Consider the following 22,288-nt stretch of genomic DNA (forward strand, 5'->3'; position numbering starts at 1 on the left):
ACCGAAGAACTGAGCCGCACCCCGTCACCTCTTGCCCGGCAAGCTGTGTGTGGTCGATTTCGGCGATCGCGCAAGCGTGCCACTGGTTCCAATGCACATCCCGCGACAGGTCCAATGCACATCGAGCCCGGATAATTCTGTCTATCCGATCACTGGCATTCCGATAAACTGCCGGTGGGAGAGCGAGGAGCAGACCATTGGACATAAGACCACTGGCAGGCGGCTTAGGAGCAGAGATCGTGGATGCCGACATCCGCGATGGCGCTCAGTTCGAGGATATTCGCGCCGCTTTTGCCAAGCATTCTGTGATCGTCATCCGCGACCAGCAGGTCAGCCCGGACGAACATCTGGAATTTGCCCGTCGCTTCGGCCCGATCAACGTTAATCGCTTCTTCAAGCCGGTCGAGGGTCATCCCGAGATCGCCATGGTTCTAAAGGAAAAGGATCAAAAGGAAGCGGTGGGCGAGGGCTGGCATACCGACCATTCCTACGATCAGGAACCCGCCATGGGCTCGATACTCCATGCAATCGAGATGCCGCCTTACGGCGGTGACACGCTGTTTGTTTCGATGGGCGCGGCCTATGACGCACTGTCCGAGCCGATGCGCCGATTCCTGCACGGGCTGACCGCAATCCACTCCTCGCGGCATGTCTTTGGCGTGGCCGCGCAAGACAGCGAAGCTGCCAAAAGCGGGCGTCTGAGCAACGCGGAAAACGCCGTTCAGGACGCGCGCCACCCTGTGGTCATCACGCATCCTCTGAGCGGGCGTCGCGGATTGTTCGTGAACCCGGTGTTCACCACGCATATCGAGGGGCTTAGTACAGAAGAATCCGACGCAATCCTCAAAATGCTCTTTGAGCATTGCAAGCAACCCGAATTCCAGTGCCGCGTCCGATGGCGGGCCGGAGACATCACCATGTGGGACAACCGCGCGACATGGCACAAGGCCATCAACGACTATCACGGATTTCGGCGCTTGATGCATCGAATAACTGTGGAAGGCTCGGCAGTTTCCGGCCCGCATGGCGATGTTGAGTAAACGGACATAAAGTTTCGCGCCAAGCCCAAATCCCGACTCATCCACTGCGTGCCCAACACCCGCAATTTGCACAAGACATCGAAATCGCAGGCGCAAAAAATTGTTGTCGGTGATAATGCGGGCAAAATAGGCTATCAGTTAGTCAGGGTGTTGATTTAGGGAGGTTTACGTGCGCTTAGGGCTGCGAATATTGGGTGAAAGCCGGCGTACACGCCATGTTCTTCCCTTTTTCCTGCTGATCCTGACTGCGGGCTGCTTCGAGAAAGAGGCAGAGGAAACGCAAGCCGCAGCACCGAAGGTCGTCGTCGCCCAGGCAACGACGGAAGAGGTGCCGCTGTTTCTTGAGTTGACCGGGCGCACGGAATCTCCCAACACGGTGTCCATCCGGTCGCGTGTCGATGGCCATGTTGAATCCCGCCCTTTCAAAGAAGGCACCGATATCGTCAAGGGCGATACCCTGTTTGTCATCGACAAACGCCCCTACGCCTCAGAGCTAAGGCGTCTGAAAGGCGAGCGGGACAAAAACCAGGCCGGGTTGGATTTCGCCAACCGAGAGCAGGCGCGCTATTCCGCGCTGGCGAGTGATGGCACGGTCGCGCAGGAGCAATTGGATAGGTCAAACACCGACGCGGCCCAGGCCAAGGGCGATCTCGACAGCAGTCAGGGCGCGGTGGACACGGCGCAGGTCAATCTTGATTACGCAACCGTATCTGCCCCGATCAATGGGCGCATCGGACGGGTTTATCAGGATGTCGGCAATGTCGTTTCGGCAAATGACACTGTCCTGACCGAACTGGTCCAGATGGATCCGCTGTTTGTCTATATAAGCCCGAGCGAAACGCAGTTTCTGGAACTGGAAAAATACAGATCGGCAAACCCAAACCTGAAGGTTGAGGTGGCGCTGCTTGACGGCAGCGTCCACCCGCACGCCGGGGCGCTTGATTTCTCGGCACCGGGTCTTGATCCGACGACTGGTACGATCGCCGTGCGCGCCGTGTTTCCGAACCCGGATAAAACGCTGCGCCCCGGTCAATATGCCCGGGTGAACATCCAGCTTACCAAACAGTCAGGCCAGATTACTGTACCCTCCGAAGCTGTCGCTCAGGATCAGGCCGGTTTCTTTGTTTTTGTTGTGGGGACAGATAACAAGGCCGAAATGCGCCGCGTTACCGTTGGCCGCAACTACCAAGGCAGCCGTATCGTCGAGACGGGGCTGAAGGACAAAGAAGTGGTGATCGTGCAGGGGCAACAACGCGTCCGGTCGGGCATGGCTGTTGATGTCAAAAAGCCATCCACAGACAAGGCTGATGGCTGAATGCTGAGCCGGTTCTTCATCTTCAGGCCCGTCTTTGCGTCGGTTATCGCGCTGGTGATTGTGATCGCCGGTTTGATTTCGATCCCGCTGCTTCCTGTCGGCGAATTCCCCGAGGTCGTGCCCCCGACAGTTGTCGTCAGCGCCACCTACACAGGCGGCAGCGCCGAGGTCGTTGAAGAAGCGGTGACCATACCCCTGGAAGAGCAGATCAACGGAGTCGAGGGCATGGTCTACATGGCTTCGACCAGTTCCAACGATGGCACCTCGAACATAACTGTTACGTTCGAGGAAGGGTATGACCTAAGTATCGCAGCCGTGGACACGCAAAACCGGGTATCTACGGCGATGGCGCAGCTTCCGGATGAGGTCGTGGCGTCTGGCGTGACCGTCACGAAGGAGTCGGTTGACCTGATCATGGGGGTCAACCTTATCTCGCCCAACGGCCAGTTCGACGAGCTGTTCATCTCAAACTACGCGGACATTCACATCACGGATCGCCTGAAACGTATCCCGGGTGTTGGCACGGTGATGGTTTGGGGTGAACGGGTTTATGCCATGCGGATCTGGCTTGATCCGGAAAAGATGGCAAGCCTTGGCCTGACCACGTCCGACGTCTACGACGCCATTACAGAACAAAACCAGCAAGTTGCGGCTGGTGCATTGGGCGCGCCACCCATCGGTAACAACCAAAAGTTCCAACTGACACTGACCGCTCAGGGGCGACTGCAAAGCAAGGAAGAGTTCGAAAACATCGTTCTGGGCATCGGCGAGGACAGCGCCGTTATCAGGCTCAGGGACGTGGCGCATGTGGAGTTGGGCGCAGAAGACTATTCCTTCAGTTCAACGCTCGATAGCAGTCCGACGGTGGGTCTTGGCATCATGCAGCTACCCGGTGCCAACGCCCTGCAACTGGCGTCGCAGGTCCGCGAAACCATGGCGGAACTGTCTCAGGACTTTCCCGAAGGTCTTGAATATACGGTTATCTACGACACGACCAACTTCGACCGCGAAGCCATCCGGGATGTCCTATTGACACTTGGGCAGGCCATCCTGCTTGTCGTTTTTGTCATCGTCATCTTCCTGCCAAACCTGCGGGCGGCGCTTATTCCGGTGATCACAATTCCGGTCTGTCTGATCGGCACCTTCGCCCTGATGCTGGCGCTGGGCTTTTCCATCAATCTGCTGACCTTGTTTGGCCTTGTGCTGGCGGTCGGTCTGGTTGTCGATGACGCGATTGTCGTAGTCGAGAACGTGTCGCGGCACATCGAAAACGGCGAAAAGGATGCAAAGGTGGCGGCCCGCCGTGCAATGGACGAAGTCACCAGCCCGATTGTGGCTACCTCATTGGTTTTGATGGCGGTTTTCATTCCTGTCGCCCTGATGCCCGGGCTTACAGGAAAGCTGTACCAGCAATTCGCCCTGACAATTGCATCCGCCGTTGCAATTTCAGCGATCAACGCCCTGACACTCAGCCCCGCCTTGTGTGGTTTGCTTTTGGGCGGAGCACGGCCAAAAGCCAAGATAATCCAGAAATTCGATGTCGGATTTGCCTGGTTCACGCGGCGGTATGAGGCTGTGGTTGGCTGGTTCATCCGTGTCTGGCAACCCGTGGCGCTGGGCTTTGCGGCCTTGTTGGCGGGCACCGTCTATATGTTCACCGTCGTGCCTGCAGGTTTTATCCCGAACGAAGATCAGGGCTATTTCATCATCAGTCTGGAAACGCCGGAAGGCACGGCGCTGGGCCAGACCCAGAAGGTTGTCGATGAGGCCTACGAAATTCTGCATGATCTGCCAGGGATCAAAGGCGTTATTACCTTCACCGGCTTCAGCGTTCTGACCAATACATCCGCCCCAAATCAGGGCAACCTGTTCGCCATTCTCGAGCCCTGGGATCAAAGAAAGGGTGCGGGTGAGAGCGTCACTCAGATCATGGCCAAGGCGCAGGCGCAGTTCGACGAAATTCCTGGCAGTGTACTTGCCACCTTCAACCCGCCCCCGATCTTTGGCCTTTCGCCCACCGGAGGGTTCCAATTCGAACTGCAGGACACCACAGGCGGCTCACTTCAGGATCTCGAGCAGGTGACCCGGGACATGGTCGCAGCCGGAAATGCCCGGCCCGAGTTGTCTGGCCTCTACAGCCCGTTTTCCGCGAGCACACCGCAGCTGCATATCGAACTTGACCGAACCAAGGCCCTGACCGAGGGTATTTCGATTGGTGACGTTTTTGACGCGTTGCAGACGTTTTTGGGCGGCGTTTACGTCAACGATTTCAACGTCTACGGCAGGGTTTATAAAGTCTACCTGCAAGCCGATGTAGATGCGCGGCAGGCCGAAGAAGATATCGGTCGGCTTTATGTCCGCAATGACGAAGGCAGTATGGTGCCGCTCAGCGCTTTGGTGACGGTTCGGCCGCAGATCGGCGCGCGCACCATCAATCACTACAACCTGTTCCGCTCGACCAGCATCAATGGTGCGGCAGGACAGGGGCACAGTTCCAGTCAGGCGATTGCAGCCATGGACAGCCTGTCAAAACAGACGCTGCCCCGAGGCTACACCTATGAGTGGACTGGCAATGCCTATCAGGAGATCAAGGCCGGGAACGTCGCCCCGATCCTTTTCGCGCTGGCTGTCATCTTCGCCTTTCTGTTTCTGGCCGCCCAGTACGAAAGCTTCGTTATGCCGCTGATGGTGTTGCTGGCAGTTCCACTTGCGATATTCGGGGCTTTGGTTGCGCAATGGATGCGCGGCTACGACAACAACATCTATTGCCAGATCGGGCTGGTCATGTTGATCGGTCTTGCAAGCAAGGGTGCCATCCTGATCGTCGAATTTGCCCGACGCCGCCGTCAGGAGGGTCTTACGATCGAGGAATCAGCAATGGAAGCCGCGCGTATCCGGATCAGGCCTTTGTTGATGACCGCGTTCGCATTCATTCTGGGCGTCATCCCGCTGGTGATTGCCAGCGGTGCCGGATCTGCGGCGCGCAGATCGCTTGGAACCGCTGTCTTCGGCGGGATGATTGTCGCTACCGTCCTGAGCCTTGTGCTTGTGCCGGTCCTTTACGTCGTCATTGAACGGCTGCGAGAGCGTTTGACGAAAAAGCGCGCGAGCGCGGGCTGAGGCCGGCCATTTCGGCCAGCCCTTCCTTGTTCGTCAGCCGCAAGCCGACTGGCCTGCGTACATTCCAAGCCCTGCGCCTGCCGCTGTTGCCAGAGTCTGACCCGTTCCGCCGCCGAAGCGGTTGCCAACGACACCGCCCAAAGCGGCACCGCCCAGAATACCGGCGGCACAGCGCGCATCGTGCTGGGCCTGAGCCTGCGTTGCAGTTGTCGGTGCGCCACATGCCGCCAGAAGCAATGAACCACCAAGCAGGCAAGCTACTGTAATCTTCTTCATGTCGGTTTCCTTCCGTTTAAACGTCCGTCACTGCCTCTTGTTTCCAGACATGTAGGATCGACCGACCCGCTCTCCAACCCGTTGAAGGTCAAAGGGAACGGAAATCCGCGCATTGGCGGGTCAATGCATCGGATGCGCACCAGCGCTTTGAACGGTTGGCTGAATGTGGGGCAGGGTGGCGAACGGCCTCTATCCCAGCCGCTTTTTGAACCGCAGCGTTGCGGCGACCAATCCGAAAGCCGCAAAGCCGATCATCCACAGAATTTCCCACCGCAGTTCGTAGAGTGAAGCGTCGCGCAGGACCACGCCGCGGATCATGTCCATGAAATGCGTGGCAGGCAGAACCTGAGCGATGATCTGAACGGTTTTTGGCATGCCGTCGAAAGGGAACATGAACCCCGACATCAGGATCGAGGGCAGCAGGACAAAGATGGTCATCTGCATCGACTGCAACTGGTTCTGCGCAAGCGTCGAAATCACCAGCCCCAGCGACAGGCTGGCGATGATGAACAGCAATGTCACCACAAGCAGCACGCCCAACCCGCCGTTGATCGGCACGTCAAACAACACGTGCCCGAGGCCGAGGATAATCGCGACCTGTATCAGGCCCAGAAAGATATAGGGGATGATTTTGCCGATCATCAGTTCGATCGATTTGATCGGGGTGTTGATCAGCATCTCCATATTGCCCCGCTCGCGTTCGCGGACGATAGCGGCCGAGGTGAACAGGATCATCGTCATGGTCAGGATGACGCCCACAAGTCCCGGCACGATATTGACCGCCGATCGCTGCTCGGGGTTGAAATAGAGCGTCACTTCGAACGTGGGCACCTTCCGGTTGGGTGGCTGTTTCAGCAGTTCTGTCAGAGGCATCGCCCGCAGCGATTTGATCGCGCTGGCCACCATCGTGTCCGAACCATCGACGATCCAATGGGCAACCGGTCGGCTGCTGGTCTGGTCGGTTGCGTTGGGCAGGCCCAGCCCGACAGAAGGACTGCGCGCAAGGCGCTGGCTTACATCCGGCGGGATGATCAGCGCGGCGCGTACGCGGGATTCGGTGATCGCCTGCTCGGCCTCTTGCGGGGTGGTCAACTGCTCGGTGACCGTCACAACCTGCGTGGCCTGAACGATCTGAGCCAGCGTGCGGGACAGTTCCGTTCCGGATTGATCCACAAGCGCGACGGGCACGTGGCGCAGGTTGGTGTTGATCGCATAGCCAAACAGCAGCAATTGGATCAGCGGGATCATGATGACCATGGCAAAAGTCATCCTGTCCCGCCGCAGTTGCAGCAGCTCTTTCTTCAAAACAGCAGCGATGCGGCGCGGAGAGATCATTGTTCCGGCCCCCGCGTTGCGCTGACAAATACGTCTTCAAGGTTTGGCCGCTGCGGCGTCAGGGACAGGTCGGGAAACGCACCCAGCAAGCCCCGCAACATGTCCACCGGGTGGGGTTCGGATTTGTCCACCAGCACGCGAAGGCGCGACCCGACCTGCGCGGTCGAGAGTATTCCGGGCTTGCCGTCCAACTCGTGTTTGACCTTCCTCAGGTCCGGGCCTTCCACTTCGACAACGTCGGCCTGCAGATTGTCCATTAGTTCCCGCGGCGAACCGTCTGCCTTTTTGACGCCATGCTGCAGGATAGCCAGCCGGTGGCAGCGCTCAGCCTCGTCCATGAAATGGGTCGAGACGATCATCGTCGCGCCCTGATCGACCAGATCGAACAATTGCTCCCAGAACGTGCGGCGGGTTTCGGGATCAACGGCCGAGGTCGGCTCGTCCAGAAACAGCAATTTCGGGCGGTGCATGACCGTCGCTGCCAGCGCCAGCTTCTGCCTCTGGCCGCCGCTCATACTGCCGCTGAGCTGGTTGACATTCGACGTCAGGTCATAGGTATGAAGCAACTCGTCAATGCGATCCTTGATCGATTTCGCAGGAATTCCATAGATTTCCGCCGCAAACCTAAGGTTCTCCAACACGGTCAGGTCCCGGTAGTACGAGAAGATCTGCGTCATATACCCGATCTCGTTCTTCAATGGCTCTGCCGCCTCGGGCATCGACTGGCCCAGAACCGAAATCTTTCCACTGCTGGGGGTCAGCAGCCCCGTCAGCATGCGCATGGTCGTGGTCTTGCCGCAGCCATTGGGGCCGAGAAATCCGTAGATCTGGCCGGTTCGGATCTCGAGATCCAAATTGTTGACTGCAGTGTTCTCCCCGAATTTCCGGGTCAAACCCTGTGTCGAGACGACGACGTCATTCATGGCATGGGAACCTGCACCGGCACCCCTGCTGGCAGGTCCGGAGAGGCGCCGGGCAAATCGATCTCGGCCAGATAGACAAGCCGCGTCCGGTCATCCTGGTTCAACCCGTAATAGGGCGTGAAGGACGCGTCGTCGCTGATCCATCGGACGACGCCGTCCAACGGGTCATCCAGCCCGTCGATACGCACCTTTAGCGCGTCGCCGGGTTTCAAATTGACGCGGTGCGGTTCGGGGACATAGACGCGTGCATAGGGTGTCTGGCCGGTGACCATCACGGCCACGGGGCTGCCAGAGGTCACACGCTCTCCAAGGTTCCACGGCAGCGAGTCCAGCACGCCATCGCGGGTCGCCACGACCGTCAGATCGTCCAGAACGGTCTGTTCGGCGTTGACCGATGCTTCCGCGGCACGCACGTTGGCCTCGGCGACTGCCAGATCTTCGGGGCGGGTGCCGTTTTGCAGTTCCCTCAGGGATTCCTGAGCGCTGGCCAATTCCGCCCGCGCGGAATCGCGCAAGGCGAGGTCATTTGCAACCTGCGCCTCGGTCACGACCGAGTTCTCGACCAGTCTGGCGTTTCGGTCGTAAATGGCCTCGGCATCGGCCAACCGCGCGACAGCACCTGCGACTTTGGCCTCGGCAATCGCAATCTCTTCCTCTCGCGGTCCGACCTGTAGCTTCAGAAGGGTGGCCTGCGCCTTTTCAAGCTCGGCCTGCGCCAGACTTAGCTTGGCGGTCTGCAGGGTGGGATCAAGCTGAACCAGCGTATCGCCTGCTTTGACGACCGTTCCTTCGGCCACAGGCAAATCCACAACGATTTCATTGGCAGTCGCCGTCAAGGCCACACGATCCCGCGCCAGGACACCCAGAGCCACGCTGGTATCGGAACCGGAACAACTGTCCAGAAAGGCAGGCAGCGCCGCCGCCAGGATCAATGGGATGGGGATCGACATGTTCAGCACGGCTAACCTCCGGTAACGACGACCTGAACCTGCGGGTTCAGGTGTCAGACCATACAATCAGGAAACCTGATTTGTGTATACCGTCCGATTAACTTCGGGGTTTCCATGCCATTAAGAAAGCGTCACCCTCGGACCGGTTCAAACGGCAGGGCTTACCGATGGGTGAATCCCGGTGGGCGGTATCCAAAGCGGCGAAACCGCCAAAAAAGCGCGGACATCACGTGCTGTGATTTTGGTCAGATGTAGTCAAAGGCCCACTCGTTATATCCCTGTTCGCCGCGATACCAGATGACCCGGTCCGTGCCGCTTTCCCCATGGTTCCAGCGCTGTTTTTCGCCCTGCATCATTGCCGATCTCACTAGGGCGCGCCGTTTTTGGCTGAGCAGGATGTCGCGGGTCAACTCAGCCTCGTTCCATTTTTGCGAAACCTCTTTGCGGAAGCTTGCGACGGTGTCCTGATGGGTCTGCTCGTGGATCAGGTTGATACGCTCGTCCGGGTCGTTCGACAGGTCAAACAGCAGGTCTCCATCATGCGAGGATGAGATGAATTTGAACGCCCCGCGCCGGATCATGAAGATCGGCACCGGGGTCGCCTCGGCCAGATACTCTGCATAGACGGCCCGACGTGGTTCCGGGTCGTCCTGATTGGTCAGACTGGCAAGATCCACGCCTTCAAGGGGTTCGACTTCGCATTCCACGCCTGCGATGGCGTTGAACGTGGGCAGAAGGTCAACAAGTGAGGTCAGTTCCCGCACGCGTTGGGGCTCTATCCATGGGGCTGACATTATCAGCGGAATCCGCAGGGATTTTTCAAAGAAGTGTTTCTTGAACCACATACCGCGTTCGCCCAGCATTTCGCCGTGATCCGAGGTGAAAACCACCACAGTGTTTCTATCGGCGCCGGTGGCCCCAAGCGCATCCAAAACCCGGGCCACAAGGCTGTCGATGTAACTGATCGACCCGTAATAGGCGCGGATTGCGCGACGGATATCTTCATCGCTGAACTGAATGCCCAGCATTCCGAAATCGCGCAGAAGACGGGCAGAGTGCGGGTCATGTTCCTGCTCGGGCAGTGCGCCGACGCGCGGCATCGGGATATCCTTGCCTTCGTACAGGTCCCAGAATTCCTTTCGGCACAGGTAAGGTTCGTGCGGATGGGTATAGGAGACCTGCAAAAAGAAGGGCCGGTCATCGCCCGAGCGCGCCATGTCATAAATTTGCTGGACGGCCCTGAAGGTGACCTCTTCATCATAGTCGATCTGGACCGAACGCTCGCATATCCCGGCAATCCGAACGGCGCGCGGGTCGTTGGTGTCGCGCTTGCCCTCGTTGCCCCAACTGGGCACCCAGGCGAAATCTGCCGGGTAGAGGTCGGCGGTCAGGCGCTTTTCAAAGCCATGAAACTGGTCCGGCCCGATGAAGTGCATCTTGCCGGACAGCGCAGTCTGATAGCCCGCCGCGCGCAGGTAATGCGCGTATGTGGGGATTTCGGCCGAAAACTCGGCCGCATTGTCATAAGCCCCGACAGCCGAACAAAGCTGGCCCGTCGCCATGGAAAATCGCGAGGGCGCACACAGCGGGAAGTTGCAATAAGCGTTCTCGAAGACCACACCGTTATTTGCCAGCGCATCCAGCGTGGGTGCGTGGCAGATCGTATCGCCATAGGACCGCAGCGCCGAGGCGGTCAGTTGGTCCACCTGCAGAAACAGAATGTTGGGCCGGTCCGACATCGGTCTAGGCCTTCCCGATCAGGGCACGCACAGCGCCCACCGGGCCGGTTTCGTACCATTTCTTGTGGTTGCGTTCGCGGGCCGAGATGCCGAAGCTTTGCGAGGTGCGGTCGATGACGATGGCCAGAAAGACAATTCCCAGCCCGCCGACCGTGGCAAGGCCCATGTCCAGACGCCCGATACCCCGCAGCACCATCTGCCCCAGTCCTGTGACCGAGATCATCGAGGACACAACAACCATGGACAGGGCCATCATGATGGTCTGGTTCACACCGGCCATGATCGTGGGCATCGCCAACGGCAATTCGATTTTGTACAGCGTTTGACGGTTCGACGCCCCAAAGGCGCGGGCCGCCTCGACCATGTCCGGGCGCACCTGCCGGATACCCAGATTGGTCAGGCGGACAACCGGCGGCAACGCGTAGATAAAGGTCACAATCACGCCCGAGACGTTGCCGATTGAAAACAGCATGACGATCGGGACCAGATAGACAAAGGACGGAATGGTCTGCATCAGGTCCAGAATGGGCTGCAACACGGTCCAGAACCGGTTGTTCTTGGCCGCAATCACGCCCAACGGGATACCGATGAGCGAGCAGAAGACGACGCATGTCAGCACGATGGACAGGGTTGTCATGCTTTCTTCCCACGCGCCCATCAGACCAATGCCCAACATGCACGCCGTCGAAACCAAGCCCAGTTTTCGGCCACCTGCCTGCCACGCGATCAGTATGATCAGTGCAAAGATCAACAGATCGGGGGCCTGCGTTAAAGCATCCTCCAGACTGGTCAGTACGATTTCGAACGGGACTTTGATGGCCTGAAAGATAAAGCGGAAATTGGTCACCACCCATTGCAAGGCGTTCTCGACCCAGGTGCCGACCGGCACCCACTCGGTATCGAAGATATTCCAGAGATCCATGGTGCCTCCCTTAACCGCGCAGCGCCGTCAGTGCGGCTTTGATGGTGATTTGACCCACAGCGGGGCCGTCCGGGCTGACAACGGTCACCGGCAATTGGTCGTCCATGAAATGTTCGATGATTTCGCCAAGCTCGGCATCGGTGCGCACCTGTTTCGCGGTTGCCTCGCGACCGTCCAGCTTGTCCATGATGGTTTCGGCGCGCACCAGACCGACACGGCTGATGCCTTTGACGAATTCGGCGACATAATCGTCGCGCGGGTTGGTCACGATCTCTTCCGGTGTGCCGATCTGCACGATCTCACCGTCATTCATGATGGCGATGTGATCGCCCATTCGGATGGCCTCATCCAGATCATGCGTGATGAAAAGGGTGGTTTTGTCCAAATGGGCGGACAGGTTCAGGAACTGGTCCTGCAACTGGCGGCGTATCAGGGGGTCGAGGGCCGAAAACGGCTCGTCCATCAGCAGGATTTCGGGGTCGGCGGCCAGCGCACGGGCAAGGCCCACACGCTGCTGCATTCCGCCCGAAAGCTGATCCGGGTAGTGATCGATCCATCCGCCAAGGTCCATAGCCTCAAGCGCTTTGATCGCTGCGTCGCGACGCTTCTGTGCCGTGATACCACGTACTTCGAGGCCGAAACCCACGTTGTCGCCCAGCGTCCGATGCGGCCAGAGCGCCATGTGTTGAAAAACCATCCCGATGGTCTCGGCCCGCAATTGCCGCAACTGAGATTCGTCCATCGTATCAACGCGCTGCCCGGCGACGTGGATTTCGCCCGAGGTCGGTTCGATCAGACGGTTCACGTGCCTGACAAGGGTCGACTTACCTGAACCTGACAGGCCCATGATGCAGAAAATCTCGCCCTTTTGGACGGTGAAGCTGGCATCCCTTACACCCAGAACGCAATCAAACCGGTCGCGTACCTCTTCCTTGCTCAGCCCTTCGGTCAGAACGGCCTGCATCGCTTCGTCTGCGCGTCGGCCATAAATCTTCCACAGATCGCGACATTCAATTTGCGCGTCACTCATGGACAGTCCTTTCCGGAAAAGAGAGGGCGCGACACGGGCCGCGCCACCAGTGACGAGGAGGTATCAATTGGCCTGAGCGGCTTCGGCAACCCAGCTGTCGAACGTGTCCTGATTGGCGGCAACCCAGTCTGCGGCGTGGCGACGGAAATCTTCCAGCGTGTTTTCCCCGTCGCGCAGCTTGACCTGAGCCGCGTTGACAGCCGAGATCGGGATATCGACCAGCTCAAAGAACCTGGCCGCTGCGGGGTTGTCTTCGAGGAAATCGTTGTTGGCGACGATATACACGTCGTTCACCGCAAACCCCGCGTCGAAATCGCCGTCGGTCGGTACGCCGATTTTAACGACATCCGTTCCGGGGACCAACACGTCGCTGATCCAGTTCGGGGTCCATGTGTAATACAGGATCGATCCGCCCTCGTTGTAGCGGGTGATCGTGTCTGCCATGATCGCGAAGTAGCTGCCCTGATCATGCTGGACCACCTCGCGCAGGTCGTAGTCGTCCAGATGCGTTTCGATAGCGAGTTCGCACCCCCAACCCGGATTGCAGCCCGAAAGGTTGGCGCGCCCGTCGCCGTCGCTGTCGAAGACGGCTGCCAGTGCCGTATCCGACAATTGACCGATATCCGTAATGCCGTGCTCTTCGGCGGTTTTCTTGTCGATGAAATAGCCCTGACCCGCGCCTTTGATGGCCGGGTTAACGCGGGTCATCACGCTTTCCCCGCCCGACTTGTCGAAGAATTCGTTGTGCAGCGGCTTCCAATGATTGAACGTATAATCCGCGTCCCCGGAAGAGACCGCCAGATGGACAGCCGGGAAATCTGCTTCCAGCGTCTCTTCGACCTCGTAGCCCAGTTGTTCCAGGCCCAACTGCACCACCATGTGCTGAAACCACGCATTGGCAGGCGAGCCCTTGATCGGCGATACAGTTACGCCCGCTCCGGGTTGATCCGCTGCCAGTGACGGCAGAGCAAGTGTAGCGCCAAGCGCGGTGGCCAGGGTGAGTTTGGTGAATGTCGTCATGCTGTCCTCCCATATGCGCGGAAAACCGGGGCAGACCGCGCCGTTGCGCATAATGTTTGGTGAGAATGCCGGGCTTGTGAAGTTCCAAAATGCGTCGCCTTCTGTTAACCATAGCGTTATGGCAAATCTCCGAAACACGCTTACAAAGATACCGCATCTGATCACTTTTGAAGCGGCCAGCCGACACTCAAACTTTACAAGAGCGGCCGAGGAACTTGGCGTCAGCCGGGTATCGGTAAGCCGCCAGATCGCCGATCTGGAAGCCGCGCTGGGGGCCAAGCTGTTCTATCGGGAACACCGAAAAGTCACGTTGACGCAAACCGGTAAGGCACTGGAGTCCGAGGTCTCGCCGGCCTTGCACCAGATCGCCTCGGCGCTGAGCAGCGTACAGGCCCGTTCCGGTGGGCGGCGGCTTACGGTTACGACCACATCGGCCTTTGCCACCTATTGGCTGATGCCTCGTGTGGTCGAGTTCAGCAATATCCACCCCGAGATCGAACTGAATTTGATGGTTTCCGACCGCAAGCTTGATCTTGAGGCCGAGGGCGTGGATGTGGCGATCCGATATTCAAAAACGCTGCCCGGCGGGAAGTCGGTAACGCCACTGTTGCAGGAAGTTGTTTTCCCGGTTGTCAGCCCGAAATACCACGCGCGTACCGCGTTGCGCGAACCTCAGGACCTGATTCAGGAAAACCTTCTGCACCTGTCCGGCATTTACCGTCCGGGCGCGCGCTGGCCGAACTGGTTCCGCCAGAACGCGATCACCCCGCCGCAAGAGTCGTCGGGGGTGGTTCTGAACACCTATATCAACATGCTTCAGGCGGCGATCGCCGGGCACGGCATAGCATTGGCCGGAAACCCGCTGGTTGATCCTTATCTTGAGGATGGATCGCTCAGGAAACTTGACGGGTTTCTCGAGATCGAACGCGATTGGTTTTACCTGATCAACACGACCGAAAACCGCGCCGATGCCGAGGCTTTTTACGATTGGTTGATCGAACAGGCGCTGGGCATGGTTTGAAACGGTTTGGTCTCTGACGCCCATCCTCGGGCGTGTTGGGCTGAACGGCCTTTCGCGGACTGACAATAAGCGAAGATTATCTTCTGCGGACTTGCAGGCCCAATTCAGTTTCGCCAGTTTGAACGGGACCATAGGGGAGGGCAGACCATGGGTTGGGCAGAGTATCTGGACACACATCAACCGCGTTTCGTGGAAGAGTTGTGCGATTTTATAAGAATTCCGTCTGTTTCAGCCAAACCCGAAAACGCGGGCGATGTTCGGAACGCCGGGCAATGGGTGGTCGACCGGCTCATTTCGGCCGGAATGGAAAATGTGCAGATGATGGACACCGCAGGCCATCCGGTCGTTTGCGCCGACTGGCTTCATGCCGGGTCGGGTGCGCCGACGATCCTGATCTACGGTCATTTCGACGTGCAGCCGGCGGAACCGTTTGAACTCTGGTCTTCTCCCCCGTTTGAACCAACCATCCGCGGGGATCGGATTTACGGGCGCGGGGCGACCGACGACAAGGGGGCGATGCTGATACCGATCCTCGCTGCCGAGGCGCTGCTGGCAGAGACCGGTAAACTGCCGGTAAACGTGCGGTTTTTCTTTGAAGGGCAGGAAGAGATTGGCTCGCCCGATCTGCCGCCATTCATCGAAGCCAATCTCGACCGCCTTCAGGCGGATATGATTTTTTCGGCGGATGGCAGCCAGTGGGATACAGAGACCCCGCAGCTGGTTCTGGGCCTGAAAGGCCTCACCTCGCTTGAAATTTCGGTGCAGGGCGCGGCATCCGATTTGCACTCGGGCCTGCATGGGGGAGGGGTCGCAAACCCGGCAATGGCCCTTGCCCAGCTGCTGGCCAGCATGAAGTCACCCGATGGGCGGATCACGGTTGCCGGTTTCTACGACGATGTTATCGACCTGACCGATGAAGATCGCGCGGCGATCGCGAAGGTGCCGTGGGATGAAGCGGCTTATCTTGCGCAAACCGGTGCCCCCTCGACACTTGGTGAGCCGGGATTCACAACGCGTGAAAACCTGTGGGCGCGCCCGACACTTGAGGTCAATGGTTTAACCAGCGGCTGGCAGGGCCAGGGCACAAAGACCGTGTTGCCTGCGGTCGCCTCGGCCAAGATCACCTGCAGGCTGGTGGCAGATCAGAACCCCGAGAAGGTTTTTGACCTGATTGCCGCGCATGTCGGTGCGCATTGCCCGCCCGGCGTAACCGCCGAGGTGTCGCGGAACCCCGGTCGGGCGGATCCGTTTCTTGTCCCCGCCGGGCACAACGCGACCGCCATTGCGGGGCAGGTTCTGGAAGAGGTTTATGGAAAACCTGCCTACAAGACGCGGGTTGGCGGGTCGATCCCAGTGATGTCAACGCTTCTGGATGAGCTTGGGCTGCACGCCGTGATGTTTGCGTTCGGCCACGAAGACGAAAACCAACATGCCCCGGATGAGTTCTTTCGCCTGCCCACCTTCCGGCGGGGCCAGACGGCATACGCACGGCTTATGGAACGATTGGGAGAGTGAGCGCAGGCGGTGTTTTTTCCACCCCGGGACGGTCATTTCCAGATCTAAAAATGTAAGTTGAAGCGGCGCGCTATCCCTGCGACCTTCATCGCAATAGCTGAGGAGACCACGCATGCCCAACACAGCCCTGATCACCGGCGCGTCCTCTGGCATCGGCCGGGAATTTGCACGCCTGCATGCCCGCAATGGGGGCGATGTCATCATCACGGCGCGCCGTAAGGACGAGTTGGAAGCGCTCAAGACCGAGCTTGAGGCCGAGCACAAGGTGGCGGTCACAGCGATCCCGCTGGATCTTGGTGCCGAAGGGGGTGCGCAGACTCTCTATGATACGGTGGCGAAGACCGGCGTTCAGGTCGATATCCTGATCAACAATGCAGGCTTCGGCGGCCACGGCAAGTTCGTCGAGCGCGAGTTGCAAGCCGATCAGGCGATGATCGATCTTAACATCGACGCGCTGGTCGCGCTCTGCCATATGTATGGCAAGGACATGGTGGCACGGGGCGGCGGCAGGATCCTCAACGTCTCGTCCACGGCGGCGCATATGCCGGGGCCATTACAGGCCACGTATTTTGCCACAAAAGCCTTTGTATCCAGCTTCAGTCAGGCGCTGGCCGAGGAAATGAAGAACGACCGGGTGACGGTGACGGCGCTGGAACCCGGCTATGTCGAAACGGGCTTTGCCGATGCCGCCGATCTGGGGGGCACCGGTCTGGTCAAACAAAAGGGAATGACGGCGGCCGCGACCGCCAGGATCGGCTATGACGCCATGCTTGCGGGCAAGTTGACCGTGATAAACGAGGGCCGGTTGGGCTTTGTTCTGAACTGGGTTTTGCCGTTTCTTCCCCAAAAGACCAAGCTGTCGATGGTGCGGAAGATGCAAGAGAAGTAGGTGCCGGACGCGCGCTTGATCCAGACCGGGAAACGCAGGGCTTTGCGCTGGCGGCAAGAGGCCGGTTCGATGGGCCTGAACGCCACATCACTTGGTCGCCAGAAAGCGGGACCCTGTCCAAAACACGCTTTGCTAGCTACGGCAGAAAGGGGCGACAAAGCCGCCTTGGAAATACAATCGCCAGGCAGAAAAACCGCGAAATACCAACTCTGATTAATCAGTTGCAGTAAATGAGAATCCGCGTTTAACTCCTTAGTATTGCGAGAAACCGCGACAAATTTGAACGGTCAACACGGTGGCGAAAATCATGGGCACCCAGAAGCTGCAGGTCGGGAACGCAACGCCTTTTCTGGTATTTGATGACGTCAAGAAAACCTACGATCAGAAAAATCTGGTCGTAAAGGGCTTTGACATGCAGGTCGAAGAAGGTGAATTCATTACCCTTCTTGGTCCGTCCGGGTCCGGCAAGACCACCGTTCTGATGATGCTGGCCGGGTTTGAAAGCGTCACCTCGGGCGACATTGCGATCAGGGGGCAGTCGATCAACCGCATCGCACCTTACCGCCGAAACATCGGGATGGTCTTTCAGAACTACGCGCTGTTTCCGCATATGACTGTCGCGGAAAATCTGGCCTATCCGCTTTCGGTTCGGAAAATGTCCAAATCCGAGATCGAGGCCAAAGTGGTTGCCTCCCTCAAGCTTGTTGAACTGGATGGATTTGGGGGGCGTTATCCCGGTCAGCTTTCCGGCGGGCAAAGACAACGGGTTGCACTGGCGCGGTCGATGATATTCGAGCCGACGCTGATCCTGATGGATGAACCGCTGGGGGCGCTGGACAAGAAACTGCGCGAACAGATGCAGTATGAGATTACGCGCCTGCACGAACAGCTTGGCGTCACCGTGATCTACGTGACCCACGATCAGGCCGAGGCGCTTTCGATGTCCAGCCGGATCGCCGTATTCAACGACGGTGTCGTGCAGCAATGCGCGCCGCCTGCCGAACTTTATGAACGTCCTTCGAATGCTTTCGTGGCCGAATTCATCGGTGAGAACAACTTTATCGAAGGGCAGGTGCAGTCGATCTCGGGCGATGAAGCCAGGATCGTGACGCCGGGCGGCGAAACCGTGGTGGCCGTGGCGGGGGAGGGGCTGGCCGAGAACGCGCCGTGCCGCGTGTCGGTGCGGCCCGAAAAGCTGTTCATTTATCCCACAACCCATGATCACGACAACGAACTAACCGCGAAATTTATCACCCGCATCTATGTGGGCGATTTCATCCGGTATTATTTCAAACTGGCGAACGGGTCCGAGATCGTCGTCAAAGTTCTCAACGACCTGTCGGCGCCAGAGTTTTCGGAAGGACAGGATGGTCGCCTGATGTGGCTGACTTCGGATTGCATTGCGTTCCCGGCATAAGGGCGCGCGAGGCATGTACAGGGAAGGCGGGACCCAAATCTCCCGCGACAACAGGAGGTGAAAGTGATTAGAAAATCTGAATTGCTCACATGCGCTGCCGCTCTGGCACTGGCGGCATCTGGTGCCGCTGCGCAGGACCTGACCGTCACATCGTTCGGCGGTGCCTACGGGGCCGCGCAGCAAGAGCACATGATCGATCCCTACATGGCCGAGAGCGGCGTCAATGTCCTGTTCGAGGATTACGGCGGCGGCGTGGCCGAAATGAAGGCGCAAAGCGAATCCGGCAACGTTCAGTGGGATGTCGTCGATATCGAGGTGATCGACCTCGAACGCGCCTGCTCGGAAGGCTATCTCGAGGTCATCGATCACTCGATACTGCCAGCCGGGGATGACGGCACCCCGGCGGCGGATGACTTCATCCCCGAGGCGCTGCACGAATGCGGTGTCGGCAACATCGTCTGGACCATCATCTTTGCCTACAAAAACGATGCTTATGCCGACGGGCCCACGACCATCGCCGATTTCTTCGACACCGAAGCCTTCCCGGGCAAGCGCGGCCTGCGCAAACGTCCGCAGGTGAATATGGAATGGGCCCTACTGGCCGATGGCGTCGCACCTGACCAGGTCTACGACGTCCTGTCCACCGACGAGGGCCAGGCGCAAGCCTTCGCCAAGCTCGACACCATCAAGGACGACATCGTCTGGTATGATAGCTGGTCGCAGGCGCCCGTTCTGTTGAACGACGGCGGTGCGCAGATGGTGCAGTCGGCCAATGGCCGTATCTTTGCCGCCATCAAGGAAGAAAGCGCGCCCTTCACAATGGTCTGGGACAGCCATGTCTATGACCTTGACGTGTGGTCGATCATGAAAGGCACGGATCAGCTGGACACGGCGCTGGAGTTCGTAAAGTTCGCAACCCAGACCGTGCCGCTGTCGGGCATGCAGGACGTGGCCTACGGCCCGACCCGCAAGTCTGCGCAGGCGCTTCTGCCCGAAGACGTCAAGCAGGACCTGCCGACGGCACACCTCGACAAAGGGGTCAAGGCTGACGGTATTTTCTGGGCCGACTATGGCGAGTCGCTGGGTGAGAAGTTCAACGAATGGCTGCTGCAGTAAGCCTGTGACACCTGCCTGTGCCGGTTTCCCGGCGCAGGCATTCTGACCGGAGAAAAGCATTTGCCCGACACGACAGGCACAGTTTCAGAGGGTTTGAGCCGCGAAGACGCCCGCAACGCCGCGCGCGAATACCGGGCGCGCCGCCGCCGGGCGTTTATGTTCGTTGTGCCGCTGCTGGCCTTTATCGGCTTTTCTTTCGTCGCGCCGATTGCCTCGATGCTGTATCGCGGCGTCTACAATCCAACGGTTGCCAGCCTTGTTCCCGACACCCTTGCGCCGCTTGCCGATTGGGACGGTCAGGCGCGACCGGATGACGAGATACTCAATACCTTCGCCGCTGACCTTAAGCGGCTCGCCAATGACCGCACATCCGGCCAACTGGCCGAAGAGGTGAACCGCGCCCTTCCCGGGTCGTCCAGCGTCATCAAGTCCACCGCACGCAAGCTGCGCCGGGCCGAGGACAGCGAACTGGCCAGCAACGGCTCCGCGATTCTGATTGAGGCCAATGCCAAATGGGGTGAACCCGAAATCTGGCAGGCGCTGAAGAAAACCGGTCAGGTCTATACCGCCGGATATTACCTTACGGCGCTTGATCTGGAAAACGATCCCGACGGCGGCATCCAGCGCCGCGAGACGCAGATTTATGTCAAACTCTATGGCAAAACGCTCTGGATGGCGCTGATCATCACCATCCTGACCGTCATTCTGGGCTATCCGCTGGCCTATTTCATGGCCAACAGTTCCAGCGGAACCGCGAACCTGCTGATGGTCTTTGTGCTGTTGCCCTTCTGGACATCGCTTCTTGTGCGAACGACTGCCTGGATCGCCCTGTTGCAAACGAACGGAGTGGTCAACTCTACCCTGCTTGCCCTGGGCCTGACCGATGCGCCGCTCGAGATGTTGTATACGCAGTTCTCGACCATCATCGCGATGACGCATATCCTGCTGCCCTTCATGATCCTGCCGCTCTATTCGGTCATGCGCGGCATCGACCCCAGCTATATGCGCGCGGCGATGTCGATGGGCAGCCCGCCAATTGCCGCGTTTCTTCGCATCTATCTTCCGATGAGCTTGCCGGGCCTGTCGGCTGGCGCGCTGCTGGTTTTCATAATCTCGGTTGGCTACTATATCACGCCGGCTCTGGTCGGGGGCACGGATGGCCAGATGATCTCGAACATCATTGCCTTCCACATGCAGCAATCGAACAACTGGGAACTTGCAGCCGCCCTTGGCTCGCTTCTGCTGTTCCTGATCCTTGCGCTTTACTGGCTCTATGACCGGTTCGTGGGCGCGGGCAACATCAAGCTGGGCTAAGGCGATGCGGAAGTTCCCAGAGTATTTTACCTTTTGGCACATCGCCGGGCACTATGCATTGCGCTTTTCGGCCTATCTGGTGCTTGTATTTCTGATGCTGCCCATTCTGGTCATCGTGCCCCTGTCCTTTAACGCCGAGCCGTTCTTTACCTTCACCGAAGGCATGCTCTCGCTCGACCCCGAGGCTTATTCCCTGCGCTGGTATCAGGCCATCGCCGAGGATCAGAAATGGACGCTGGCGATCTGGAACAGTTTCGTCGTCGGGATCGCCGCCGCGATTTTGGCAACGGTGCTGGGCACGCTGGCAGCGGTTGGGCTTGCGTCGCCCTGGATGCCGTTCAAACGCCTGATCACCGCGCTGCTTCTGTCGCCCATGATCGTGCCGTTGATCATCATCGCGGCGGGCATGTTCTTCTTCTACACGAATTTCAATCTGGTCAGCACCTATGCAGGTCTGATCATCGCCCACGCCGCCCTTGGCGTGCCGTTTGTCATCATCACCGTCACCGCAACGCTGACCGGCTTTGATCGATCTTTGTTCAGTGCGGGCCTCAGCCTGGGGGCATCGCCGGTAAAGGTGTTCTTCGATGTGGTCATACCGATCATCCGGCCCGGCGTGATCTCGGGCGGGCTATTTGCGTTTGTGACATCGTTTGATGAGGTTGTTCTGGTGTTGTTTCTGGCCGGTCCCGAACAACGCACAATACCCCGCCAGATGTTCTCGGGCCTCCGGGAACAGATCAACCCGACGATTCTTGCGGTGGCGACACTGTTGGTGCTTTTGTCCATCGCGCTGTTGGCAACGCTCGAATTGCTGCGCCGCAGGTCCGAACGCTTGAGGGGGGCCTTTCAGGCGGACGCGGCCTGACACGGCTTCAATTTTGTCCGGCCGCGTCGCCAACGGGAACACCCAAACCGACCTTCTTTCGTCCCATCACAACGGATGTCCGAAAGCGACGGACGTTTGAATTGTCGAAGAAAAGCCGCTGTGTGAGTTCCTGAAAGTCGTCCATATCCTTTGCGGTACAGACCAGACAGAAATCGGCGTCTCCGGTGATGTAGTAGCATTGCTGGACCATGGGTTCAGACTGCACCTGGCGCGAGAAAGCGTCGATCTGATCCTGACGTTCGCGTTCCAGTTCGACCATCACGATGAAGCTCATCGCAACGCCCAGCTTTTTTGGGTCGACGATCGCCACTTCGGAAAGAATTGCCCCGAGGTTCTGAGCGCTTTCAGCCGCCGTTGGACGGATGCAACGGACAGGCCTGTTTCGGACGCCAAAGCTTCAAGGCCCATTTTCGCGTCGGTTTGCATCAGTTGAAGCAGGTTTCGGTCGAACTGATCG

20 protein-coding genes are annotated in these 22,288 nt (G+C 58.7%); 10 read left to right on the plus strand and 10 right to left on the minus strand.

Features of this window, described 5'->3' with window-relative positions; genetic code table 11:
• Positions 1-197 precede the first annotated feature (197 nt).
• The 3 genes from ACR0EZ_RS00460 (at position 198) to ACR0EZ_RS00470 (ending at position 5,475) form a co-directional block, all read left to right on the plus strand.
• Complete coding sequence (locus tag ACR0EZ_RS00460) at positions 198-1,040, plus strand: TauD/TfdA dioxygenase family protein (protein ID WP_480609598.1); 843 nt, start codon at positions 198-200, stop codon at positions 1,038-1,040.
• 169 nt (positions 1,041-1,209) lie between these two features.
• A complete protein-coding gene (locus ACR0EZ_RS00465) occupies positions 1,210-2,355 on the plus strand; it encodes an efflux RND transporter periplasmic adaptor subunit (protein ID WP_480609600.1) in 1,146 nt (381 codons plus the stop codon).
• Positions 2,356-5,475, plus strand: coding sequence for an efflux RND transporter permease subunit (locus tag ACR0EZ_RS00470; RefSeq protein WP_480609603.1), 3,120 nt, complete (start codon positions 2,356-2,358; stop codon positions 5,473-5,475).
• Positions 5,476-5,508: 33 nt separating this feature from the next.
• Here ACR0EZ_RS00470 and ACR0EZ_RS00475 read toward each other — a convergent pair whose 3' ends face one another.
• From ACR0EZ_RS00475 to proX, 8 genes are all read right to left on the minus strand, one after another.
• A complete protein-coding gene (locus tag ACR0EZ_RS00475) occupies positions 5,509-5,751 on the minus strand; it encodes a glycine zipper 2TM domain-containing protein (RefSeq protein WP_480609606.1) in 243 nt (80 codons plus the stop codon).
• A 189-nt stretch (positions 5,752-5,940) separates the two neighbouring features.
• Complete coding sequence (locus tag ACR0EZ_RS00480) at positions 5,941-7,086, minus strand: ABC transporter permease (protein WP_480609609.1); 1,146 nt, start codon at positions 7,084-7,086, stop codon at positions 5,941-5,943.
• Entirely contained in the window at positions 7,083-8,009 is a 927-nt protein-coding gene (locus ACR0EZ_RS00485; RefSeq protein WP_480609612.1) for an ABC transporter ATP-binding protein, read from the minus strand. Before ACR0EZ_RS00485 ends, ACR0EZ_RS00480 begins: the two co-directional genes overlap by 4 nt.
• On the minus strand, positions 8,006-8,959 hold the full coding sequence (locus ACR0EZ_RS00490; protein ID WP_480611115.1) for an HlyD family secretion protein: 954 nt from the start codon (positions 8,957-8,959) through the stop codon (positions 8,006-8,008). Before ACR0EZ_RS00490 ends, ACR0EZ_RS00485 begins: the two co-directional genes overlap by 4 nt.
• Positions 8,960-9,204: 245 nt before the next feature.
• Positions 9,205-10,698: a choline-sulfatase gene (gene betC / locus ACR0EZ_RS00495; RefSeq protein WP_480609615.1), complete on the minus strand. Its 1,494-nt coding sequence runs from the start codon at positions 10,696-10,698 to the stop codon at positions 9,205-9,207.
• Between the two features lie 4 nt (positions 10,699-10,702).
• Positions 10,703-11,620, minus strand: a complete 918-nt coding sequence (locus ACR0EZ_RS00500) for an ABC transporter permease (RefSeq protein WP_480609619.1) — start codon at positions 11,618-11,620, stop codon at positions 10,703-10,705.
• A 10-nt stretch (positions 11,621-11,630) separates the two neighbouring features.
• A complete protein-coding gene (locus ACR0EZ_RS00505) occupies positions 11,631-12,650 on the minus strand; it encodes a quaternary amine ABC transporter ATP-binding protein (RefSeq protein WP_480609622.1) in 1,020 nt (339 codons plus the stop codon).
• A gap of 63 nt (positions 12,651-12,713) precedes the next feature.
• Positions 12,714-13,670 (minus strand): glycine betaine/L-proline ABC transporter substrate-binding protein ProX, encoded by a 957-nt coding sequence (gene proX, locus ACR0EZ_RS00510; RefSeq protein WP_480609625.1) that lies wholly within the window; start codon positions 13,668-13,670, stop codon positions 12,714-12,716.
• A gap of 118 nt (positions 13,671-13,788) precedes the next feature.
• Here proX and ACR0EZ_RS00515 point away from each other — a divergent pair, with 118 nt between their 5' ends.
• From ACR0EZ_RS00515 to ACR0EZ_RS00545, 7 genes are all read left to right on the plus strand, one after another.
• Entirely contained in the window at positions 13,789-14,691 is a 903-nt protein-coding gene (locus tag ACR0EZ_RS00515) for a LysR substrate-binding domain-containing protein (protein ID WP_480609628.1), read from the plus strand.
• Between the two features lie 147 nt (positions 14,692-14,838).
• On the plus strand, positions 14,839-16,206 hold the full coding sequence (locus tag ACR0EZ_RS00520; protein ID WP_480609631.1) for a dipeptidase: 1,368 nt from the start codon (positions 14,839-14,841) through the stop codon (positions 16,204-16,206).
• A 112-nt stretch (positions 16,207-16,318) separates the two neighbouring features.
• On the plus strand, positions 16,319-17,095 hold the full coding sequence (locus ACR0EZ_RS00525) for an SDR family NAD(P)-dependent oxidoreductase (RefSeq protein WP_480609634.1): 777 nt from the start codon (positions 16,319-16,321) through the stop codon (positions 17,093-17,095).
• A gap of 307 nt (positions 17,096-17,402) precedes the next feature.
• Entirely contained in the window at positions 17,403-18,512 is a 1,110-nt protein-coding gene (locus tag ACR0EZ_RS00530) for an ABC transporter ATP-binding protein (RefSeq protein ID WP_480609637.1), read from the plus strand.
• A 63-nt stretch (positions 18,513-18,575) separates the two neighbouring features.
• The gene (locus ACR0EZ_RS00535; RefSeq protein ID WP_480609640.1) at positions 18,576-19,628 is read left to right on the plus strand and encodes an ABC transporter substrate-binding protein; all 1,053 of its coding nucleotides are present in this window, start codon (positions 18,576-18,578) and stop codon (positions 19,626-19,628) included.
• 60 nt (positions 19,629-19,688) lie between these two features.
• Positions 19,689-20,942, plus strand: a complete 1,254-nt coding sequence (locus ACR0EZ_RS00540) for an ABC transporter permease (RefSeq protein WP_480609643.1) — start codon at positions 19,689-19,691, stop codon at positions 20,940-20,942.
• Between the two features lie 4 nt (positions 20,943-20,946).
• Positions 20,947-21,810, plus strand: coding sequence for an ABC transporter permease (locus ACR0EZ_RS00545; RefSeq protein ID WP_480609646.1), 864 nt, complete (start codon positions 20,947-20,949; stop codon positions 21,808-21,810).
• A 7-nt stretch (positions 21,811-21,817) separates the two neighbouring features.
• On the opposite strand, the gene ACR0EZ_RS00550 is transcribed toward ACR0EZ_RS00545, so the two are convergent.
• Positions 21,818-22,141, minus strand: a complete 324-nt coding sequence (locus ACR0EZ_RS00550) for an Lrp/AsnC family transcriptional regulator (protein ID WP_480609650.1) — start codon at positions 22,139-22,141, stop codon at positions 21,818-21,820.
• The gene (locus ACR0EZ_RS00555) at positions 22,102-22,257 is read right to left on the minus strand and encodes an AsnC family transcriptional regulator (protein WP_480611118.1); all 156 of its coding nucleotides are present in this window, start codon (positions 22,255-22,257) and stop codon (positions 22,102-22,104) included. Before ACR0EZ_RS00555 ends, ACR0EZ_RS00550 begins: the two co-directional genes overlap by 40 nt.
• Positions 22,258-22,288: the final 31 nt, after the last annotated feature.

It is taken from the genome of Ruegeria sp. AK4, from assembly GCF_056541025.1.

Bases quoted from the DNA above. Each gene is read 5' to 3' on its own strand.
- ACR0EZ_RS00470 (WP_480609603.1), top strand. From the start codon at position 2,356: ATGCTGAGCCGGTTCTTCATCTTCAGGCCCGTCTTTGCGTCGGTTATC.
- ACR0EZ_RS00475 (WP_480609606.1), bottom strand. From the start codon at position 5,751: ATGAAGAAGATTACAGTAGCTTGCCTGCTTGGTGGTTCATTGCTTCTG.
- ACR0EZ_RS00480 (WP_480609609.1), bottom strand. From the start codon at position 7,086: ATGATCTCTCCGCGCCGCATCGCTGCTGTTTTGAAGAAAGAGCTGCTG.
- ACR0EZ_RS00485 (WP_480609612.1), bottom strand. From the start codon at position 8,009: ATGAATGACGTCGTCGTCTCGACACAGGGTTTGACCCGGAAATTCGGG.
- ACR0EZ_RS00490 (WP_480611115.1), bottom strand. From the start codon at position 8,959: ATGTCGATCCCCATCCCATTGATCCTGGCGGCGGCGCTGCCTGCCTTT.
- betC (WP_480609615.1), bottom strand. From the start codon at position 10,698: ATGTCGGACCGGCCCAACATTCTGTTTCTGCAGGTGGACCAACTGACC.
- ACR0EZ_RS00500 (WP_480609619.1), bottom strand. From the start codon at position 11,620: ATGGATCTCTGGAATATCTTCGATACCGAGTGGGTGCCGGTCGGCACC.
- ACR0EZ_RS00505 (WP_480609622.1), bottom strand. From the start codon at position 12,650: ATGAGTGACGCGCAAATTGAATGTCGCGATCTGTGGAAGATTTATGGC.
- proX (WP_480609625.1), bottom strand. From the start codon at position 13,670: ATGACGACATTCACCAAACTCACCCTGGCCACCGCGCTTGGCGCTACA.
- ACR0EZ_RS00515 (WP_480609628.1), top strand. From the start codon at position 13,789: ATGGCAAATCTCCGAAACACGCTTACAAAGATACCGCATCTGATCACT.
- ACR0EZ_RS00520 (WP_480609631.1), top strand. From the start codon at position 14,839: ATGGGTTGGGCAGAGTATCTGGACACACATCAACCGCGTTTCGTGGAA.
- ACR0EZ_RS00525 (WP_480609634.1), top strand. From the start codon at position 16,319: ATGCCCAACACAGCCCTGATCACCGGCGCGTCCTCTGGCATCGGCCGG.
- ACR0EZ_RS00530 (WP_480609637.1), top strand. From the start codon at position 17,403: ATGGGCACCCAGAAGCTGCAGGTCGGGAACGCAACGCCTTTTCTGGTA.
- ACR0EZ_RS00545 (WP_480609646.1), top strand. From the start codon at position 20,947: ATGCGGAAGTTCCCAGAGTATTTTACCTTTTGGCACATCGCCGGGCAC.
- ACR0EZ_RS00555 (WP_480611118.1), bottom strand. From the start codon at position 22,257: ATGCAAACCGACGCGAAAATGGGCCTTGAAGCTTTGGCGTCCGAAACA.